The 17,169-nt window shown below is 60.7% G+C and carries 11 protein-coding genes and 1 tRNA gene; all 12 read left to right on the forward strand.

The features are described from left to right. The first annotated feature begins 133 nt into the window (after window positions 1–133). The 12 genes from HQL98_12935 (at window position 134) to HQL98_12990 (ending at window position 17,158) form a co-directional block, all read left to right on the forward strand. Window positions 134–210, forward strand: a tRNA-Met gene (locus tag HQL98_12935). A 99-nt stretch (window positions 211–309) separates the two neighbouring features. Further along, a complete protein-coding gene (msrA, locus tag HQL98_12940; protein ID MBF0272951.1) occupies window positions 310–873 on the forward strand; it encodes a peptide-methionine (S)-S-oxide reductase MsrA in 564 nt (187 codons plus the stop codon). Further along, on the forward strand, window positions 870–2,555 hold the full coding sequence (locus HQL98_12945) for a nitroreductase family protein (GenBank protein MBF0272952.1): 1,686 nt from the start codon (window positions 870–872) through the stop codon (window positions 2,553–2,555). The genes msrA and HQL98_12945 overlap by 4 nt, the downstream gene beginning before the upstream one ends. Before the next feature lie 140 nt (window positions 2,556–2,695). After that, window positions 2,696–4,420 (forward strand): sigma 54-interacting transcriptional regulator, encoded by a 1,725-nt coding sequence (locus tag HQL98_12950; GenBank protein MBF0272953.1) that lies wholly within the window; start codon window positions 2,696–2,698, stop codon window positions 4,418–4,420. A 112-nt stretch (window positions 4,421–4,532) separates the two neighbouring features. Then, window positions 4,533–8,525: a PAS domain S-box protein gene (locus HQL98_12955; protein MBF0272954.1), complete on the forward strand. Its 3,993-nt coding sequence runs from the start codon at window positions 4,533–4,535 to the stop codon at window positions 8,523–8,525. A gap of 321 nt (window positions 8,526–8,846) precedes the next feature. Then, the gene (locus HQL98_12960) at window positions 8,847–9,218 is read left to right on the forward strand and encodes a response regulator (protein MBF0272955.1); all 372 of its coding nucleotides are present in this window, start codon (window positions 8,847–8,849) and stop codon (window positions 9,216–9,218) included. Between the two features lie 221 nt (window positions 9,219–9,439). Further along, window positions 9,440–10,348 carry a class I SAM-dependent methyltransferase gene (locus HQL98_12965; GenBank protein MBF0272956.1) on the forward strand — a complete coding sequence of 303 codons (909 nt, stop codon included), beginning with the start codon at window positions 9,440–9,442 and terminating at the stop codon, window positions 10,346–10,348. A 220-nt stretch (window positions 10,349–10,568) separates the two neighbouring features. Continuing rightward, window positions 10,569–11,888 (forward strand): chromosomal replication initiator protein DnaA, encoded by a 1,320-nt coding sequence (dnaA, locus tag HQL98_12970; GenBank protein ID MBF0272957.1) that lies wholly within the window; start codon window positions 10,569–10,571, stop codon window positions 11,886–11,888. A gap of 59 nt (window positions 11,889–11,947) precedes the next feature. Beyond that, window positions 11,948–13,069: a DNA polymerase III subunit beta gene (gene dnaN, locus HQL98_12975; GenBank protein ID MBF0272958.1), complete on the forward strand. Its 1,122-nt coding sequence runs from the start codon at window positions 11,948–11,950 to the stop codon at window positions 13,067–13,069. A 36-nt stretch (window positions 13,070–13,105) separates the two neighbouring features. Then, window positions 13,106–14,233 (forward strand): DNA replication and repair protein RecF, encoded by a 1,128-nt coding sequence (gene recF / locus HQL98_12980; protein ID MBF0272959.1) that lies wholly within the window; start codon window positions 13,106–13,108, stop codon window positions 14,231–14,233. Continuing rightward, complete coding sequence (gene gyrB / locus HQL98_12985; GenBank protein ID MBF0272960.1) at window positions 14,230–16,674, forward strand: DNA topoisomerase (ATP-hydrolyzing) subunit B; 2,445 nt, start codon at window positions 14,230–14,232, stop codon at window positions 16,672–16,674. Before recF ends, gyrB begins: the two co-directional genes overlap by 4 nt. Next, entirely contained in the window at window positions 16,667–17,158 is a 492-nt protein-coding gene (locus HQL98_12990) for a methylated-DNA--[protein]-cysteine S-methyltransferase (protein MBF0272961.1), read from the forward strand. The genes gyrB and HQL98_12990 overlap by 8 nt, the downstream gene beginning before the upstream one ends. Window positions 17,159–17,169 lie beyond the last annotated feature (11 nt).

Here is a 17,169-nt window from a genome sequence, read left to right on the forward strand (position 1 = left end):
CTTCGTCTCAAGACGCGGGAAAGTAGGACACTGCCAGGAAGTTTTTTATGATGGTCCCAGGCTTCGGCCTCCCCGGATTCACTCCGGGTGAGGCCAAAACCTGGGACCGATTTTTACCGAAGGACTCCCATGTCGCGGGATGGAGCAGTCAGGTAGCTCGTCGGGCTCATAACCCGAAGGCCGGAGGTTCAAATCCTTCTCCCGCAACCAAGAAAACCCGGCTCTTCACGAGTGCGGGTTTTTTTTTGGTCTGATTTTCCGAATGGATGCGGAAAAATCCGACCGCCTGCCACGCGCTTGGAGTCGAGCATGCTTGAACCAACGCCCCATTTCGTCCTCCATACCCCCTTGTTGCCCCCGTTCCCGGAAGCGTGTGAACTGGCCCTGTTCGGTCTGGGCTGTTTCTGGGGCGCGGAGCGTCTGTTCTGGAAACAGCCCGGCGTTCATGTCACGGCTGTCGGTTACGCGGGAGGCCATCTGCCCAACCCGGACTATCGGCAGGTCTGCACCGGCCTGACCGGGCACAACGAGGTGGTGCGGGTGGTGTTCGATCCGCAGCGCCTCGATTATGACCGGTTGCTGACGCTTTTTTGGCAAGGGCACGACCCCACCCAATGGATGCGCCAGGGCAACGATGTCGGTCCCCAGTATCGTTCCGGGATCTACACCCACTCCGAATCCCAGCTTCACAAGGCTCTGGCCTCCCGTGATCACTATCAATCCCGCCTGACCCAGGCCGGTTTGGGGCCGATCGTCACCGAAATTCTCCCGGCACCGGAATTTTTTTACGCCGAAGCCTACCATCAACAATATCTGGCCAAAAATCCCCGTGGCTATTGCGGATTGGGTGGCACGGGAGTGACCTGGGCATGAGCGCCACCGAGTCCATGGGTCGCCGGGTCTTGGCCTATCACGAACACAGCAAACATCACCCCCAACGTTTCGCCCCGGGTCCGGGCCATCTGGACTGGGCCAATCAGCCGGATCCTTTCCGCACCTACGCAGGAGCGCCCCAGGTCCGTTTGCCCCTGGTCGCCGACCGGTTGACCGTGGCCTTCGAGGATCTGTATCGACCACCGGCGGGGGAGGGTGACGCCGCAGTCCCCTTGAATCTGGAATCCGTGGCGGCGTTGTTGGAGTTGTCGTTGGGGTTGTCGGCCTGGAAGGTCCACGGGGATTCCCGCTGGGCGTTGCGCTGCAATCCTTCCAGCGGCAATCTGCATCCCACGGAAGGCTATCTGGTGGTGCCCGCGCTGCCGGCCAACGGAGCGGGTCCGGGGCTGGATGGGGGGGTGTATCACTATGTGAGCCGGGATCATCTCCTGGAGCAGCGGCGGGGAATGGATCCGGGAGAGGCGCCGGCGTGGAACCGGCTTTTTCCGGCGGGACAGTTTTTGATCGGCCTGACTTCGATCCATTGGCGGGAGGCGTGGAAATACGGGGATCGGGCCTATCGTTACTGCCAACTGGACATCGGCCATGGGGTGGCGGCGTTGCGGTACGCGGCGGCGGCGCTGGGGTGGCAGGCGCGGCTGTTGACCGCTCCGGCGACCCGGGATGTGGCCCGTCTGTTGGGTGTCGAGAGTGGGGGGGTGCGTTTCGGCGTGAACGACGCCGAGCCGGAGCATGCGGATCTGCTGCTTCAGATCGCGCCCATGGGGGAGCCTTGGGTGGCGATGAGTCCCAAGGTGGCCTCCCTGGTGGAACTGGCCGGGCAGGGACCGTGGATGGGTCGGGCCAATCGGTTGAGTCGGCGCCACGGCATGGAATGGCCCTTGGTGGATGAGATGGCGGAAACCACCCGTCAGCCCTGGCAGGTGGAGTCCCGGGCGTCGCTTGCGGCCCCCTTGCCCCGGTTGGCGGCGATTCGGGGCGACAGGGTGGGGGCGGCCACGTTGATCCGTCAGCGGCGCAGCGCCCAGCAGTTCGACCCCGGGGCCACACTGGATCGGGAGGATCTGTGGCGCCTGCTGGATGCCACCCTGCCCCGTTCGGATCAGGCCCCCTGGGATGCGCTCCCCTGGTCGCCCCGGGTGTTTCCGGTGGTGGTGATTCATCGGGTGCCGGGGGTGGAGGCGGGCTTGTATGTGTTGGTCCGGGATCCGGAGCGGGTCGAAGCGTTGCGGGCCGCCCTGGACGGCTCTTTTTTGTGGAGCCGGGTGGAGGGCGCTCCGGAGCATCTGCCGTTTTTCCGGTTGCGGGCCGGGGATTTTCAGGAAAGCGCCTATTGGATTTCCTGTCGGCAGGAGATCGCTTCGGACAGCGCCTTGACGATGGGGATGTTGACCACCTTTCCCCCGGAGCTTGCCAACGCTCCCTGGATCTATCGGCAGCTTTATTGGGAAGCGGGCATGGTGGGGCAGACCCTCTACCTGGAGGCGGAAGCCGTCGGTCAGCGGGGTACGGGGATCGGCTGTTTTCTGGATGACGGGTTTCACCAGTTGATCGGATTGCGTTCCGAGGGTTTTCAAAGCCTGTATCATTTCACCCTGGGCCGACCTGTGATCGATTCCCGATTGTCTACCGATCCCCCCTATCCGGCTCCAGGATTTTGATGATTGCGGATCCAGGGTGTCACCACTCTGGTGGGGTGTGGGTCGCCATGAAAGAACGCTCCATTGCATTATTAAATATCCGCTGTTATCCTTTTTCCGGGGCATTCACATGTTTTAATCACAGAGGATAACCCGCAATCATGAGCCAAGTCGGAGAGATCCTGATCATCGAGGACGAATCCGGGGTGCGTCAGGTGTTGGCCCGTCACCTCGGAGAGGCGGGCCATCGGGTGCAGACGGCCTCCAATCTCCCCCAGGGGTTGGAGTTGTTGGGGCGGCACCCTTTCGATCTGGTCTATTGCGACATCCGCCTGCCGGGTCATTCCGGTCTGGAACTCCTGCAACACACCGATTCCTTTGTATCTATACCTTTTATCATCATGATGACCGGTTATCCCTCTCTGGAAACCGCCCAGCAGGCGTTGCGTCAAGGAGCTTTCGACTATCTGGTCAAACCGGTGCTGTCCGAGGCGTTGTTGCGCAGCGCGACCCTTGCCCTCAACGCCAAGGGGATGCAGGACGAGAAAAAAAGAGTGCATCTGCATCTGGAAGCGGTGTTCGACAGTGTGGACAACGGTTTGATCACCGCGGATCCGGCGTTGAATCTGGTGGCGGCCAATCGGGCGGCCAGCGGGATTTGCGGGTTTGATGCCAGGGACGCGGGCCATCCCCTGAAGGAACTGGCCAGAGGGTGTGGTGGCCAGTGTTTGGCGGTTTTGCGTCAGGCCATGGAGCAGGGCCAGCGGGTGACGCTCAAGCGTCTGGTCTGCGGCCAGGAGCAGCGGATCGAACAGGTGGTGAGCGTGACCGCCACTCCGATGCGGACCCGTCAGGGGGAGTTGCTGGGCGGGGTGATGGCGGTACACGACGAAACCCCTCTGGTGACGCTGGAAAAACGTTTGGCCCGTCAGAGTCGGTTTCATCGGCTCATCGGGGGGAGCGTGGCCATGCGGGAGATTTATCAACTGGTGGATAATCTCGCCGACCTGGAAACCACGGTGTTGATCCTCGGGGAGTCGGGCACCGGCAAGGAGTTGGTGGCCGAGGCCATCCACACCCAGGGGCGACGCCGGGAGCGGCCTTTGGTCAAGGTCAACTGTGTGGCGCTGTCGGAAACGTTGCTGGAAAGTGAACTGTTCGGCCATGTGCGGGGTTCGTTCACCGGCGCGCTGAAGGATCGGGTGGGTCGTTTTCAGGAGGCGGATGGGGGGACCTTGTTTCTGGACGAAATCGGCGACATCTCCCAGGCCATGCAGTTGCGCCTGCTGCGGGTTTTGCAGCACAAGCAGATCGAACGGGTGGGGGACAACCGTACCATTCCCGTGGATGTGCGCATCGTGGCGGCCACCAATCAGGATCTGTGGGGCAAGGTGGCGGAGGGCACCTTTCGGGAGGATCTGTACTATCGGCTGAAGGTGGTGGAGATCGAGGTGCCTCCCCTGCGGGCCCGCACCGAAGACATTCCTTTGCTGGTCAACCATTTTGTGGCTCAGTTCAACACCCGTTTCGACCGGAAGATTTCGGGGGTCTCTCCCGAGGCCATGACCGCGTTGATGGATCATCTTTGGCCGGGCAACATACGGGAGTTGGAGCACGCGGTGGAGCATGCCTTTGTGGTGTGTCGGGGGGAGACCATCGCCCCGGAACATCTGCCCAGGGAGTTGCGATCTGTTTCCGGAGTGGGGAAATCCTTGCCGTCCAAGGTTTCCACCCGTCAGCTCCCGGAGTCGGAACAGACGGTGATCCGCGCTGCCCTGGTGGCGTGCAACTGGCGTCGGGAGGTGGCGGCGAAACGGTTGGGCATGAGTCGCAGCACCTTGTTTCGCAAGATGCGTCAATGGGGCATCGCGGACCAGCGGGGTTGATGCAAGCGCAAGCGTCCGTGAATGCGGCAATCCATGCTTGCGTCTGTTCCTGGCTCATGGGAAATCCGGGTTGATGTGTGGTTTGATGTGATTCGAGTCGAGGAGTTGTCCGATGACGTTGTTCACGACCCCCCGCGCCCGTTTCTGGCTGCTCATGATTCTCATGGTCACTCTGGCGGTGGCGGTGGCGGGGGTGAGCCTGAAAACCATGCAGGATGCCGCCACCATCAGCGAAAGCGAACGCCTGTCCGCTTTGGCCAAAAGCCAGGTGCGGCTGGTGGTGACTTTTCGCCAATGGGAGCGGGAAGACCACCGCCCGGAAACGGAAATTGGCGACCGGTTGAACCGTTTTCTCGCCGCCACCCACGAAGGGTGGTACGAGGGGTTGGGAAAAAGCGGCGAAATCGTTTTCGCCCAGCGTCGGGGGGAGGAGATCGTTTTTTTGTACCGTCAACGCCACGGGGATTCCCGACTGCCCCAGCCGGTCCCCTGGTCGAACCACGAGATCGCTCAACCCATGCGGTTGGCTTTGCAGGGGCAATCCGGCGTGGTGATCGGCACGGATTACCGGGGGGTGGAGGTGCATGCCGCCTACGAAGCGATTCCGGCGTTGAACATGGGACTGGTGGTGAAGGTGGACATGGCGGAGTTGCGTACGCCCATGTATCAGGCCATCGGGCATACCGCGTGGGTTTCCGGATTGCTGATTCTGTTGAGCAGCCTGTTTTTCACCCGTATCGGCGAAGGGGTGATCCGTCGGATCCAGGAGACCGAGGAGAATCTGTCCATCACCCTGGACGCCATCGGGGACGGGGTGATCGTGACCGATGGGGGCGGACGGATCGTGCGCATGAATCCGGTGGCCGTGGAGCTGACCGGATGGTCCACGGATGAGGCCCGGGGACAGCCTTTGGATACGGTGTTCCGGATCGTCAATCATCAGACCCGGCAGGCGGTTTCCAATCCGGCGCAAATCGTCATCGAGACCGGTCAGGTGGTGGGTCTGGCCAATCATACGGTGTTGATCGCCCGGGATGGCAGCCAACGTCACATCGCCGACAGCGGTTCTCCGGTCCGAGATGCCCAGGGCATGCTGTTCGGGGTGGTGCTGGTTTTCCGGGACGTGACCCAGGAGTACCGCATGCTCACCTCCTTGCGCAAAGGCGAGGAGCGCATCCGCCAATTGTTGGAACTCCAGCAGGAGGCCCATCTCCTGGAAGAGATGGAGCTGTGCGACCGGGCTTTGGGAATCGCGGTGCAACTCACCGACAGCCGGATGGGATATTTGTGCCGGGTCCACGAAGACCAGCAGCGGGTCACGTTGATGACCTGGAATCCGACCCCTCCGGAACCGGTGGGAACCGGGTATGATCCCCAGGTTTCCCTGGATGAGGCGGGGGTCTGGGCCGACAGCGTCCGACGCAAGGAACCGGTGGTTCACAATGCTTTTGTCGCGCCAGGGGAGTGGAAAGGGTTGCCGGTGGGACCGGAGGCGCTGAGGCGTCACGCGGGTGTGCCGGTGGTGGAAGGGGAGCTGGTGAGTCTGGTCATGGGGGTGGGGAACAAGAGCGCTCCTTATGATCAAGGGGATGTGCAACAACTGCAACTCATCGCCGAAGGGGTGCAGAAAATTTTTTCCCGTCATCGGACCCTGGCCCATCTGCGACAAAGCCGGCTCTCCCTGAACGAAGCTCAGGCCATCGCCCGTCTGGGAAGCTGGATGTGGCGCCTGACCGAAAGCGCCTGGGAGGTCTCGGAGGGTTTGTGTCGCATTCTGGGTCTACCCCCGGTTACCCCGAAGCTGGAGTTCGAGGATTGGATCGTCTATCTCCATCCCGAGGAGCGGGAACGGTTCCGGGGGTTCATCGACGGGGTGCTGAAGGGTCGGGACTCCGGGGTCGGCGAGTTTGGGATCCGGCGCGCAGACGGGGAGGAGTTGACGGTTCTGGCCCGGTGCGTGTACGGGGATTCCGGGTCGGAAGGGGCGACCGGGAGCGGAAACGAAACCTCCCCCCATCTGTTGGGAACCATCCAGGACATCACCGCCAGCAAACGGAAAGAAAAAGAGTTTCTGCGTATGAACCGCGCCCTCAAGGCGTTGAGCATCGCCAGTCAGGCCTTGCTGGAGGCGGTGGACGAAGAGCGGTTTGTCTCCCGGTTGTGTCAATTGGTGGTGGAACAGGCGGGATACCGGTTGGCCTGGGTGGGGATGGCTCTGGATGATCCGGAAAAAAGTGTTCAGCCAGTGGCCCAGTTCGGCTATGAACAGGGCTATCTGGAAACCCTCAAGCTCACCTGGAGCGATGATTCGGAACGGGGACGGGGACCGGTCGGAAACGCCATCCGCACCGGTCGTCCGGCTTTGGCGGGAAACATTCTCGCAGATCCCGCCTTTCGGCCCTGGCGGCGACAGGCTTTGGCCAGGGGGTTTGCCTCCTGTCTGTCGTTGCCACTGTTTTTGAACCAGAAGACCATCGGTTCCCTCAACATCTACGCCAGCGAGTCCGACGCCTTCGACGAAAATGAGATCGGTTTTTTGTTCGATCTGGCCAACAACGTCTCTTTGGGGATCGGCTCGTTGCGTCAGAGCATGAACGCCAAACGGCTGATGGCCGCCGTGGAGCAGGTCGAAGAGATGGTCCTGATCAGCGACAGGCAGGGAACCATCCAGTATGTGAACCGCGCCTTTCTCAAAGTCACCGGTTATGAGGAAGAAGAGGTCATCAACCGGAATGTCACCCTGCTGCGCTCCAACCAAACCCCCCAGACGGTCATCCATGACATGTGGGAGACTCTGGAACTCGGCAAAACCTGGCAGGGACACTTCGACAACCGCAAGAAGGATGGCAGCCTCTTCAGAGTGTTGGCGAGCATCTCCCCGGTGAAGGATCCGGATGGGGTCATTCAACATTATGTGGCCGTCTACCGGGATGTGACCCATCAGGCCCAGTTGGAGTCCCAATTGCGCCAGTCCCAGAAAATGGAGGCCATCGGCACCCTGGCGGGGGGAATCGCCCATGATTTCAACAATATTTTAGGGGTGATCATCGGTTATACGGAGCTGGTGCTGAAAAAACTCACCCTGGAGGATCAACGGTACCGGGATTTGCAGGAGGTGCTCACCGCCAGCCTGCGGGCCCGGGATCTGATCGCGCAACTGCTGGCTTTCAGCCGTCAGACCGACCTTCAGGAGGGCAGCATCGCTTTGGTTCCCCTGGTGAAAGAGGCGATGCGCTTCATGCGGGCGGTGATTCCCGCCAATGTCAAGCTGATCACCGTGTTGCCGGATGGGGATCTTGCCGTGGTGGGCAATCCCACCCAGATTCATCAGATCCTCATGAACCTGTGTACCAACGCTGTCCAGGCCATGCCCCGCCGTCAGGGGGGGGAGTTGACCGTCAGTCTCGAAGCGGTGCGCATCGAGGCGGATTGCGATCAGGGGTTGATGTTCCCTGTGGGGCAGTATGCCCTGATCCGGATTCGGGACAACGGTTCCGGCATTCCCCAGGAGATTCTGCCCCGCATTTTCGATCCGTTTTTCACCACCAAGGGGGTGGGGGAAGGGACCGGTCTGGGACTGTCGGTGGTGCATGGCCATGTCACGGCCATGCGGGGCCGGGTGCTGGTGGAAAGCAAAATCGGTTTGGGTACCACCTTCCGGATCTATCTGCCGCTGGAGCAACCCGCCGACGTTCACAATCCCGGAGACCGTGACGCGGATCATCCGGGCAGTGATGGCCTGCGGGTGCTGGTGGTGGACGATGAACCCCAATTGGTACGCATTCTCGCCGAACATTTGAAGAGTCTGGGTTGTCAAACCGCCATCGCCGGCAGCGCCACCGAGGCGGTGAAACTGGTACGCAAGGATCCGGGACGTTTCGATCTGGTGATCACCGACCAGACCATGCCCGATGCCACGGGCGAGCAGTTGTTGCGCGCCTTGAGAGGCTACGCGCCGGATCTGCCGGTGGTGCTGACCTCCGGTTATCAGATCCCGTGTTCCCCCCAGGAGTTGCTCGCCAGCGGATTTTTGGAGTTCCTGCCCAAACCGGTCCTGACCGAGGATCTCAAAAAATTGTTGAGCCGTCTGCCGCTCCCGTCCTGAAAAAAAACCTACCACCCATTGTCCCCGCTGTCCCCGCTGTCCCCGCTGTCCCCGTTGTCCCCGTTGTCCGACTTCTGCCATCGTGTCTCATGGCGTGTCGTGTTTGTTGCATCGGATGCAACACCGTGTGCCACGCCCAGGCCACATCAACCACCCTTCGATGCCATTGTTGGCCATTATGCTGATTTTGCAAGATTAAAAAAACCTTCCAATCCGCCCTTCCATGGCATGGGGATTGATTGATCTTCCTCATGGAAAGGCCTTCGAGAATCCGATGTTGGGTTGACCGGGGGACGATATTGCCTTGGGAGGAGCCGGACGATGAAAACGATTCTGTGCGTGGAAGACGATGCCCAACTGTTGGGGCTTTACAGCCGGATGTTGCAGGATCAAGGCTTTGCCGTGCTGACCGCTCACAGCGGCGAATCCGGACTGGAGGTGCTCCAGATCGCCCAGGTGGATTTGCTGATTACCGACATTCTCATGCCCGACATGGATGGGGTGGAGCTGATTTTTCATGTGCTCAGCCTGCATCCGGATTTGCCGATTGTGGCCATCAGCGGGGGAGGCCAGTATCTTTCCGGCAGCAGCCTGCTCAAAACCGTGAGCCTGATGGGGGTGCAAGGCACCCTGCTCAAGCCCTTTTCCCAGGAAACCTTGATCGCCACGGTGTTTGGTGTGCTGGGGGGGTGATTCGGCCAAACGGGTTGGCGGGTGGTGGCTGATCGCGATTGGCTGGGATTTGTGCGTGTGTCGACCATCTTTTTTGTACATCCAGCCTTTATTCCTGTTTCTTGGTTGTGGTTGAATGGCCCTGACTTTTGAGTCACCGGCGGCAATCCGGGGCCTGCGGACTTTGGCCCCATCGCTCCCGGATGGATACTCCATTCAGCCACGACGGGATCCCTCCTTTGATGAGACCTGACCTTTCTCACGCGACCTCCGAAGCATCCCCCCTGCCTTGTCTGGTCTGTCACGGGACAATCGGCGCGAGCAGATTGCCTGGCCTGCTGCACTGTCACCAATGTGGCTTCATCACCACGGATCTGACCCTCTCCCACGCGGAGCTGGCAGCCATGTATGGTCGTGACTACTTTGAAGGCCACATCTACTCCAGCTACCTGGGGGAAGAGGCCGGATTGAGAAAGAACTTCCAGAAGCGCTTGGCGGATCTGAAAACCCTCCTGCCCGATCCGACGCGTTGCTCACTTTTTGAGGTGGGATGTGCCTATGGCTTTTTTCTGGCCGATGCCCAATCCCTGTTTGCCAGGGTGGCGGGAATGGACATCTCCGCGCATGCGATTCAGATGGCCATTCAACGGTTTCATCTGGATGTCCGCTGCGGGGATTTTTTGCAGATGCCGGAAACCTCCCGCTACGACATCTTGTGCCTGTGGGACACCGTCGAACACCTGGCCAGACCAGACCTGTTCATCCAAAAAGCGGCCCAAGTGTTGCAGCCGAATGGATGGCTCGCTCTTACCACCGGCGACATCGGCAGCTTGAATGCCCGCCTGAGAGGAGCCAAATGGCGCCTGATTCATCCTCCGTACCACATCCACTATTTTTCCAAAAAGACCATGACCGCCTTGCTGGAACGGTGCGGATTTGAAGTCGTTCAGGTAAGCCATCCGGCAGTCTACCGCTCCTTGCGCATGATGCTGTATCTGAGCTGCAACCTGCGCAAGGAGCAGAACTCGCGTTTGCTGTCCCTGCTGGACCGCTGGTCCTTCCTCGACCGGGAGGTGCCATTCAACCTGTTTGATCTGATGTTCGTCGTGGCGCGCAAAAAAGAAAGGCCCACTCCGGATTCCGGGGCGTGATCAGTTCGGTTGAATTGTAAAATTTAAGTTATGCATTCTGCCAGCGGCTATCAAGGCTGCCTTTGACCTGCTTTGTTGATCTGAATGGCTTCAGCCTTATGATTCCCGCCGGACGGCGGTAGCGTCTGGGGGTGGGTTCGTGTTATGCTGGCGCATGCATGAACCAAGATCCGTGGACACAATCGATGACTGACCGGCCCGCATGATGCACGCGATGGAGATGATGGAAATCTGGCAAACGGCCCTGGCCGTGGTCAAGGAACAGGTCGCACCGCGGGTGTTCGACATGTGGATCAAGCCCCTGCGCCTCGGTCGGGAAAAGGAACGGGGACGGGTGGAAATCCTGGCCGGCAACGACTTTTCCGCCGATTACGTCCGGGATCACTATGGCGCCTTGCTGGAGTCGGCCCTGTCCGCCGCCGCCGGACGGGCCGTGTTGCCGCTGTTCGCGGTGGATCCCAATCCCCCGGAACCCACCCCCACCGCCGAACCCGCCCCCCGGCCCGTGGCCCCCTCCCGCGCCGGCGTGGATGGACGCTACACCTTCGAGAGCTTCGTGGTGGGCAGCTGCAATCAATTCGCCCACGCGGCTGCGGCAAGGGTGGCGGATGCCCCGGCAACCGCCTATAATCCCCTCTATATCCAAGGGGGTGTGGGACTCGGCAAGACCCATCTGCTCCACGCCATCGGCAATGCCCTGCTCCGTTCGCGTCCGGATGGTAAGACGCTTTATATCACCTCGGAAAAATTCATGACCCAGCTCGTGGATTCCTTGCGTTTCAGGCAGGTACACAATTTCAAGGAGAATTTCCGCTCCGTCGATGTCTTGTTGGTGGACGACATCCAGTTCATCGCCGGCAAAAAAGCCACCCAGGAGGAGTTTTTCCACACCTTCAACGCCCTCCAGGAGGCCAACAAACAGATCGTTATCTCTTCGGACAGCTTTCCCGGGGAGATCGAACACCTGGAAGAGCGTTTGCGTTCCCGTTTTTCCCAGGGGCTGGTGGTGGACATCCACCCTCCGGACCTGGAAACCCGCATGGCCATCCTGAAAAAAAAGGCCGCCCAGGAAGGCATGGATCTGCAAGACGATGTGGCTTTTTTCCTGGCCGAGGCGATCCAGACCAATGTCCGGGAGCTGGAAGGGGCGTTGATTCGGGTTTTCCTGCTCGCCTCCCTGGAAAAAGAACCCATCACCTTGTCTTTGGTCAAGGAGTCCCTGCGGGGCACGGTCCGGCGCAATGAGCCGAGACTGGTCTCCATGGAAAAAATCATCGAAACCGTGGCCGCCTACTACAAGATCCGCCCCCTGGATATCCGCTCCGAAAAGCGGGCCAGACGCTACAGCCATCCCCGTCAGGTGGCCATGTTCTTGTGCAAGCAGTTGACCAAATACTCCTATCCGGATATCGCCTTCGAGTTTGGCGGTCGCAATCATACCACGGTGCTGTATGCCGTGGACAAAGTCGCGTCCCAGCAGCAGGTGGATACCGATCTGGAGCAGACCATCAGCACGCTGGTGGCCATGCTGCGCAAGTGACAACCCCGTGACCGGGATGTTCCCATTCCCGAAAAAACGTCAACCAAGGCATCGAAAACATGGAATTCTTCATTGACCGTGACCCTTTTCTGAAAGTTCTGGCCCGCATTCAGACCGTGGTGGAACGGCGCAACACCATGCCGGTTCTGGGCAATGCCCTGTTGGAAGTCGTGGATGGCCTGCTTACGGTGTCGGCCACGGATCTGGAGGTGTCGGTGCGGACCGTCACCCCGGTGGAAGGGGTGGTGGATGGCGCCTTGACCGTCGGCGCCCGGGTGCTGTTCGACGTGGTCAAGGAGTTGCCGGCCCGGGCCATCCGTCTGCGCAAAGAGGGCGAACGACTGCTCCTGACCTGTGATCGGGCCCGCTTCGACCTGGCCACGCTGCCCGCCTCCCAGTTTCCGAACATTCCCGGAGCCGATGGGGAGTTCCATCTGGTCATTCCCCGGGAACAGCTCGCCATCATGCTGGAAAAGACCCAGTTCGCCATGTCCACGGACGAAACCCGTTACGTCCTCAACGGCATTTTCGTGCAGGTGACCGCCGCCGAGGATCCTCAAGCCCCGGGTCGCATCCGCATGGTGGCCACCGATACCCACCGCATGGCCATGATGGAACAGTCCCTGGAGTTCCCGGTTCCGGAAAGTCGGGAGGTGATCCTGCCGAAAAAAACCGTCTTCGAGATCCGCAAACTCCTGGAAGAAGATGACAACGATCCGGAACTGATTCTGGGTGCCGGTCATGTGCAGTTGATCAAGCCTGGAATCACCCTGGTTTCCAAGGTGGTGCAGGGCCGCTTTCCCGATTGGCGACGGGTGGTGCCCACAGGCAACACGGTCCTTCTGACCACCACCCGGGAGGCGTTCCATCAGGTGGTGAAACGCATCTCCACCCTTTCCCACGAAAAAACCCTCGGGGTGCGTCTGCTGATCGAGTCCAACCGCATGCGGATCGTCTCGGTCAATCCGGATCAAGAAGAGGCGGAAGAGGAAATGGCGGTCTCCTTCGAGGGTGCGGATCCCATGACCATCGGTTTCAATGCCCGTTATCTCCGGGAAATCCTGACCGCCCTGACCGGCGAAACCGCCCAGTTCGCCTTCAAGGACGATGAATCCCCGGTGCTGGTGTACGATCCGGAACACAGCAACGCTTTGTTCGTTCTGATGCCCATGCGGGTGTGACGCCTGCAACGGCGCGGTTCGGGGTGTTGGCCCATCATGCTGCTGGAATGGCTCCGATTGCAAAACTTTCGCAACATCTCCGAGGGATCGTTGCGGTTCGGACCCGGACTCAACCTGATCACCGGCGCCAACGGTCAAGGCAAGAGCAACCTCTTGGAAGCGGTGGGACTGCTGGCCACGGGGCGTTCGTTTCGACGGGTCCACTCCGGGATCCTGCGCCGCTGGGAGCAACCCTGGTTCCGGGTGAGCGGCGCCGCCCGGGTGGCGGGCATGACCCGTACCCTGGATGTGGTGGGAGAACCGGGACGCCAGGTGTTCAAGCTGGACGGCAAACCCATGGAGTCGGTCTCCCGCATGGAACGGGCCTTGGTGGCGGTGATCATCACCCCGGAAACCCCTCTGCTGGTACGGGGTGGACCCGGCGAGCGGCGGGCCTTTCTGGATTGGGTGATCTTTTGCGCGGACCGGCGTCACGGGGTGGAGTCCAGAGGGTATCAACTGGCCTTGCGGGCGCGGCAGAAACTGCTGCAAATCCCGGGTCGGGATCGGCGGGAACTCGATGCCTGGGAGGCCCAATTGGGACTTTTGGGAGCCCGCATCGGGGATCGGCGTCACCGGGCGGTCGGTCATCTGGGACGGGTGCTGCCTCCTTTTCTGGAACTGCTGGGATTGGCCCCGGAAACCTGCGACATGGCCCTTTCCGGAGACCTGGAGCCGCTGTTTTCCCAGGGCCTCGGCCTGGAGGCGGTCACCGCCTGGTTGCGGGAGGCGCTGATGCAAAAACGGGAACGGGATCGAACCTCCGGCACCACCGGTGTCGGTCCGCAACGGGATGATCTGGTTTTGCGGCTGTCGGGTCATCCGGTGGCCCGCTACGGCTCCCGCGGTCAACAAAAGCGGTTCGCCTTCGCCTTGAAACTGGCGGAGGCGGGTTGGCTGGAAGAGATTCTGGGGGAACCCCCGGTGATGGTGTTGGACGATCCGGTGGCGGAACTGGATCGGGAAGGAGCGCAAGGGTTGATGCAACTCATGTCCGGTCAGGGTCGGCAGGTGTTCGTGGCCGCCCGGGAAGCCGGAGAGATCCCATGGCCGGGTGGCGCGTCGGTGGAGCACACGGTGGTCGCGGGGGTATTTCAAGTCAGCACGGAGCCTAGGAATTCATGACCATATCGGAAGAAAACGCCCTGGCCGCCAACGCGGCTGGCGAGTACGGCGCAGACAGCATCAAGGTCCTCAAAGGGTTGGAGGCGGTTCGCAAACGTCCAGGCATGTACATCGGCGATACCGATGACGGCACCGGATTGCATCACATGGTGTTCGAGGTGGTGGACAACGCCATCGACGAAACCCTGGCCGGCTATTGCGACCGGATCGATGTGGTGTTGCGCAGCGATGGCGCCGTGACCGTGCGGGACAACGGACGGGGTATTCCCACCGAAATCCATCAGGAGGAGGGCCGGTCCGCAGCCGAGGTGATCATGACCGTGCTGCACGCGGGAGGCAAGTTCGATCAGAACTCCTACAAGGTGTCGGGAGGTCTGCACGGGGTGGGGGTGTCGGTGGTCAACGCCCTCTCCGCACACCTGGAACTCACCATCCGTCGCAACGGCGAAGTGTGGCATCAGGAGTATCGGGAAGGGGATCCGGTGGCCCCGATCCGGCGCATCGGCGAAACCAAGGGAACCGGTACCGAAGTGACCTTCCGGCCCAGTCTCCAGGTTTTCACCGATGTGACTTTTTCCTTCGACATCCTCTCCCAGCGTCTGCGGGAGCTGTCGTTTCTCAACTCCGGGGTGAACATCCGGATCCGGGAAGAGGCCACGGAAAAAGAGCATCATTTCCATTACGAAGGGGGCATCCGCTCCTTTGTCGAGCATCTCAACCGGGCCCGTACCCCGTTGATGACCCCGCCGATCTATTTTTCCGAATTGCGCGGTATCATTCAGGTCGATGCCGCATTGCAGTGGAACGACTCCTATCAGGAAAATGTCTACTGTTTCACCAACAACATTCCCCAGCGGGACGGAGGCACCCATCTGATCGGGTTTCGTTCCGCCCTGACGCGGATTCTCAATCAATACGCCTTGTCCATGGGCCTGCTCAAAAAGGACAAGGGGGCGACTTTGGCGGGTGAGGATTGTCGCGAAGGGTTGACGGCGGTGTTGTCGATCAAGGTGCCGGATCCCAAATTCTCGTCCCAGACCAAGGAAAAATTGGTCTCTTCCGAGGTGCGCACCGCGGTCGAAGGGGTGATGGCCGAGCATCTGGCCACCTATTTCGAGGAGCATCCCCAGGAGGCCAGACGGATTCTGGCCAAGACGGTGGAAGCGGCCACGGCCCGTGAGGCGGCCCGCAAGGCCCGGGAGTTGACCCGTCGCAAGAGCGCTTTGGAAATCTCCTCGCTGCCCGGCAAGCTGGCGGACTGTCAGGAGAAGGATCCGGCCTTGAGCGAACTGTATCTGGTGGAGGGGGACTCCGCAGGCGGTTCGGCCAAACAGGCCCGGGATCGGAAATTCCAGGCCATTTTGCCGCTGAAAGGCAAGATCCTCAACGTGGAGAAGGCCCGTTTCGACAAGATGCTTTCGTCGGCGGAGGTGGGTACCCTGATCACCGCCTTGGGAACCGGCATCGGCGCCGAGGAGTACAACCTCGCCAAATTGCGTTATCATCGCATCATCATCATGACCGACGCGGACGTGGACGGTTCTCACATCCGCACGTTGTTGTTGACCTTTTTCTTCCGGCAGTTCCCGGACATCATCGAGCATGGATATCTGTACATCGCCCAGCCGCCTTTGTATCGTCTGGCCCGGGGCAAGACGGTCCGTTATCTCAAGGACGAAGAGGCGCTGGTGGAAGTGTTGATGGAAGGGGGACTGGAGGGGTTGGAACTCCTCACCGATGAGGGAGTGATGCCCGCCGGGGAGTTGGAAGGGGTGATCCGGGAGGCGCGACGTTATCAGGTATTGCTGGATCGGCTCTCCCGTCGTTTCGACCGTCGGGTGGTGGCCGCGGCGGTGGAACGGGCCAAGGTGACTCCGGAGAATCTCACCGGTCTGGAGACCGCCCAGGAGACCGCCGGACGGTTGCGGGAGGCCTTGGAGAAGGAGGATGGGGCGGGTCGTCTGACGGTGCTGGTGGAACCGGATGCGGAACTGGAGAATGCCCACGTTCTGGTGATCCGACGGACTGTACACGGGGTATCGGTGGAGATGCGTCTGGATGGGGAACTGGTCCGTTCGCCGGAGTATCGGGAGATGTCCCAGTTGTCCGGGCGGATCGGATCGCGTTTGGGAGAACGGGCCCGGTTGCGCAAGGGGAGCCAGGAGACGCTTGTAACCGGGTTGGAATCCTTGTTGAGCCAGGTGATGGCCGAGGGGCGCAAGGGATTGTCGATCCAGCGTTACAAAGGCTTGGGTGAAATGAATCCCGAGCAGCTCTGGGAGACCACCATGGATCCCAAGATTCGTATTTTGTTGCAGGTGCGGGTGGAAGATGCCATCGAGGTGGATTCGGTCTTCACCACCCTGATGGGAGACGCGGTGGAGCCGCGGCGGGAGTTCATCCAGGCCAATGCGTTGAATGTCGTCAATCTGGATGTGTGATTTCGTCACCCCGATTGGAGAATTCTGGCTGCACACCCGTGATCACGGGATTGTCGCCCTGTCGGTCGATCCGCCGGATCAACCCGGATCCGAGGTTTTATGTCGTCTGGTGGGGGGGTGGTTGCAGGATTATTTTTCCGGCGCCGCTCCCTCCCTGGCGGCGCTGCCCCTGCGCCCTGAAGGGACCGCCTTTCAGCAACGGGTCTGGGAGGCGATGCGGACCATTCCCGCGGGCCGGGTCGAAAGTTACGGTTCCCTGGCCCGGCGTCTCGGTTCGGCTCCCCGGGCCGTGGGTCGCGCTTTGGCCCTCAATCCCATTCCGATTCTGCTGCCGTGTCATCGGGTGGTGGCGGCGGATGGGGATCTGACGGGCTACAGTGGGCCAGGGGGCGTGGCCTCCAAACGGTTTCTCCTTACCCTGGAAGGCCTCCCCATCCTCGAAAAAAAAGCAGGCTTTCGGGTGGCGCCGCCACTTGACGTGTGAGCTTTCCCACC

The sequence above is a fragment of the Magnetococcales bacterium genome, from assembly GCA_015231755.1.
GTDB lineage: Bacteria > Pseudomonadota > Magnetococcia > Magnetococcales > Magnetaquicoccaceae > Magnetaquiglobus.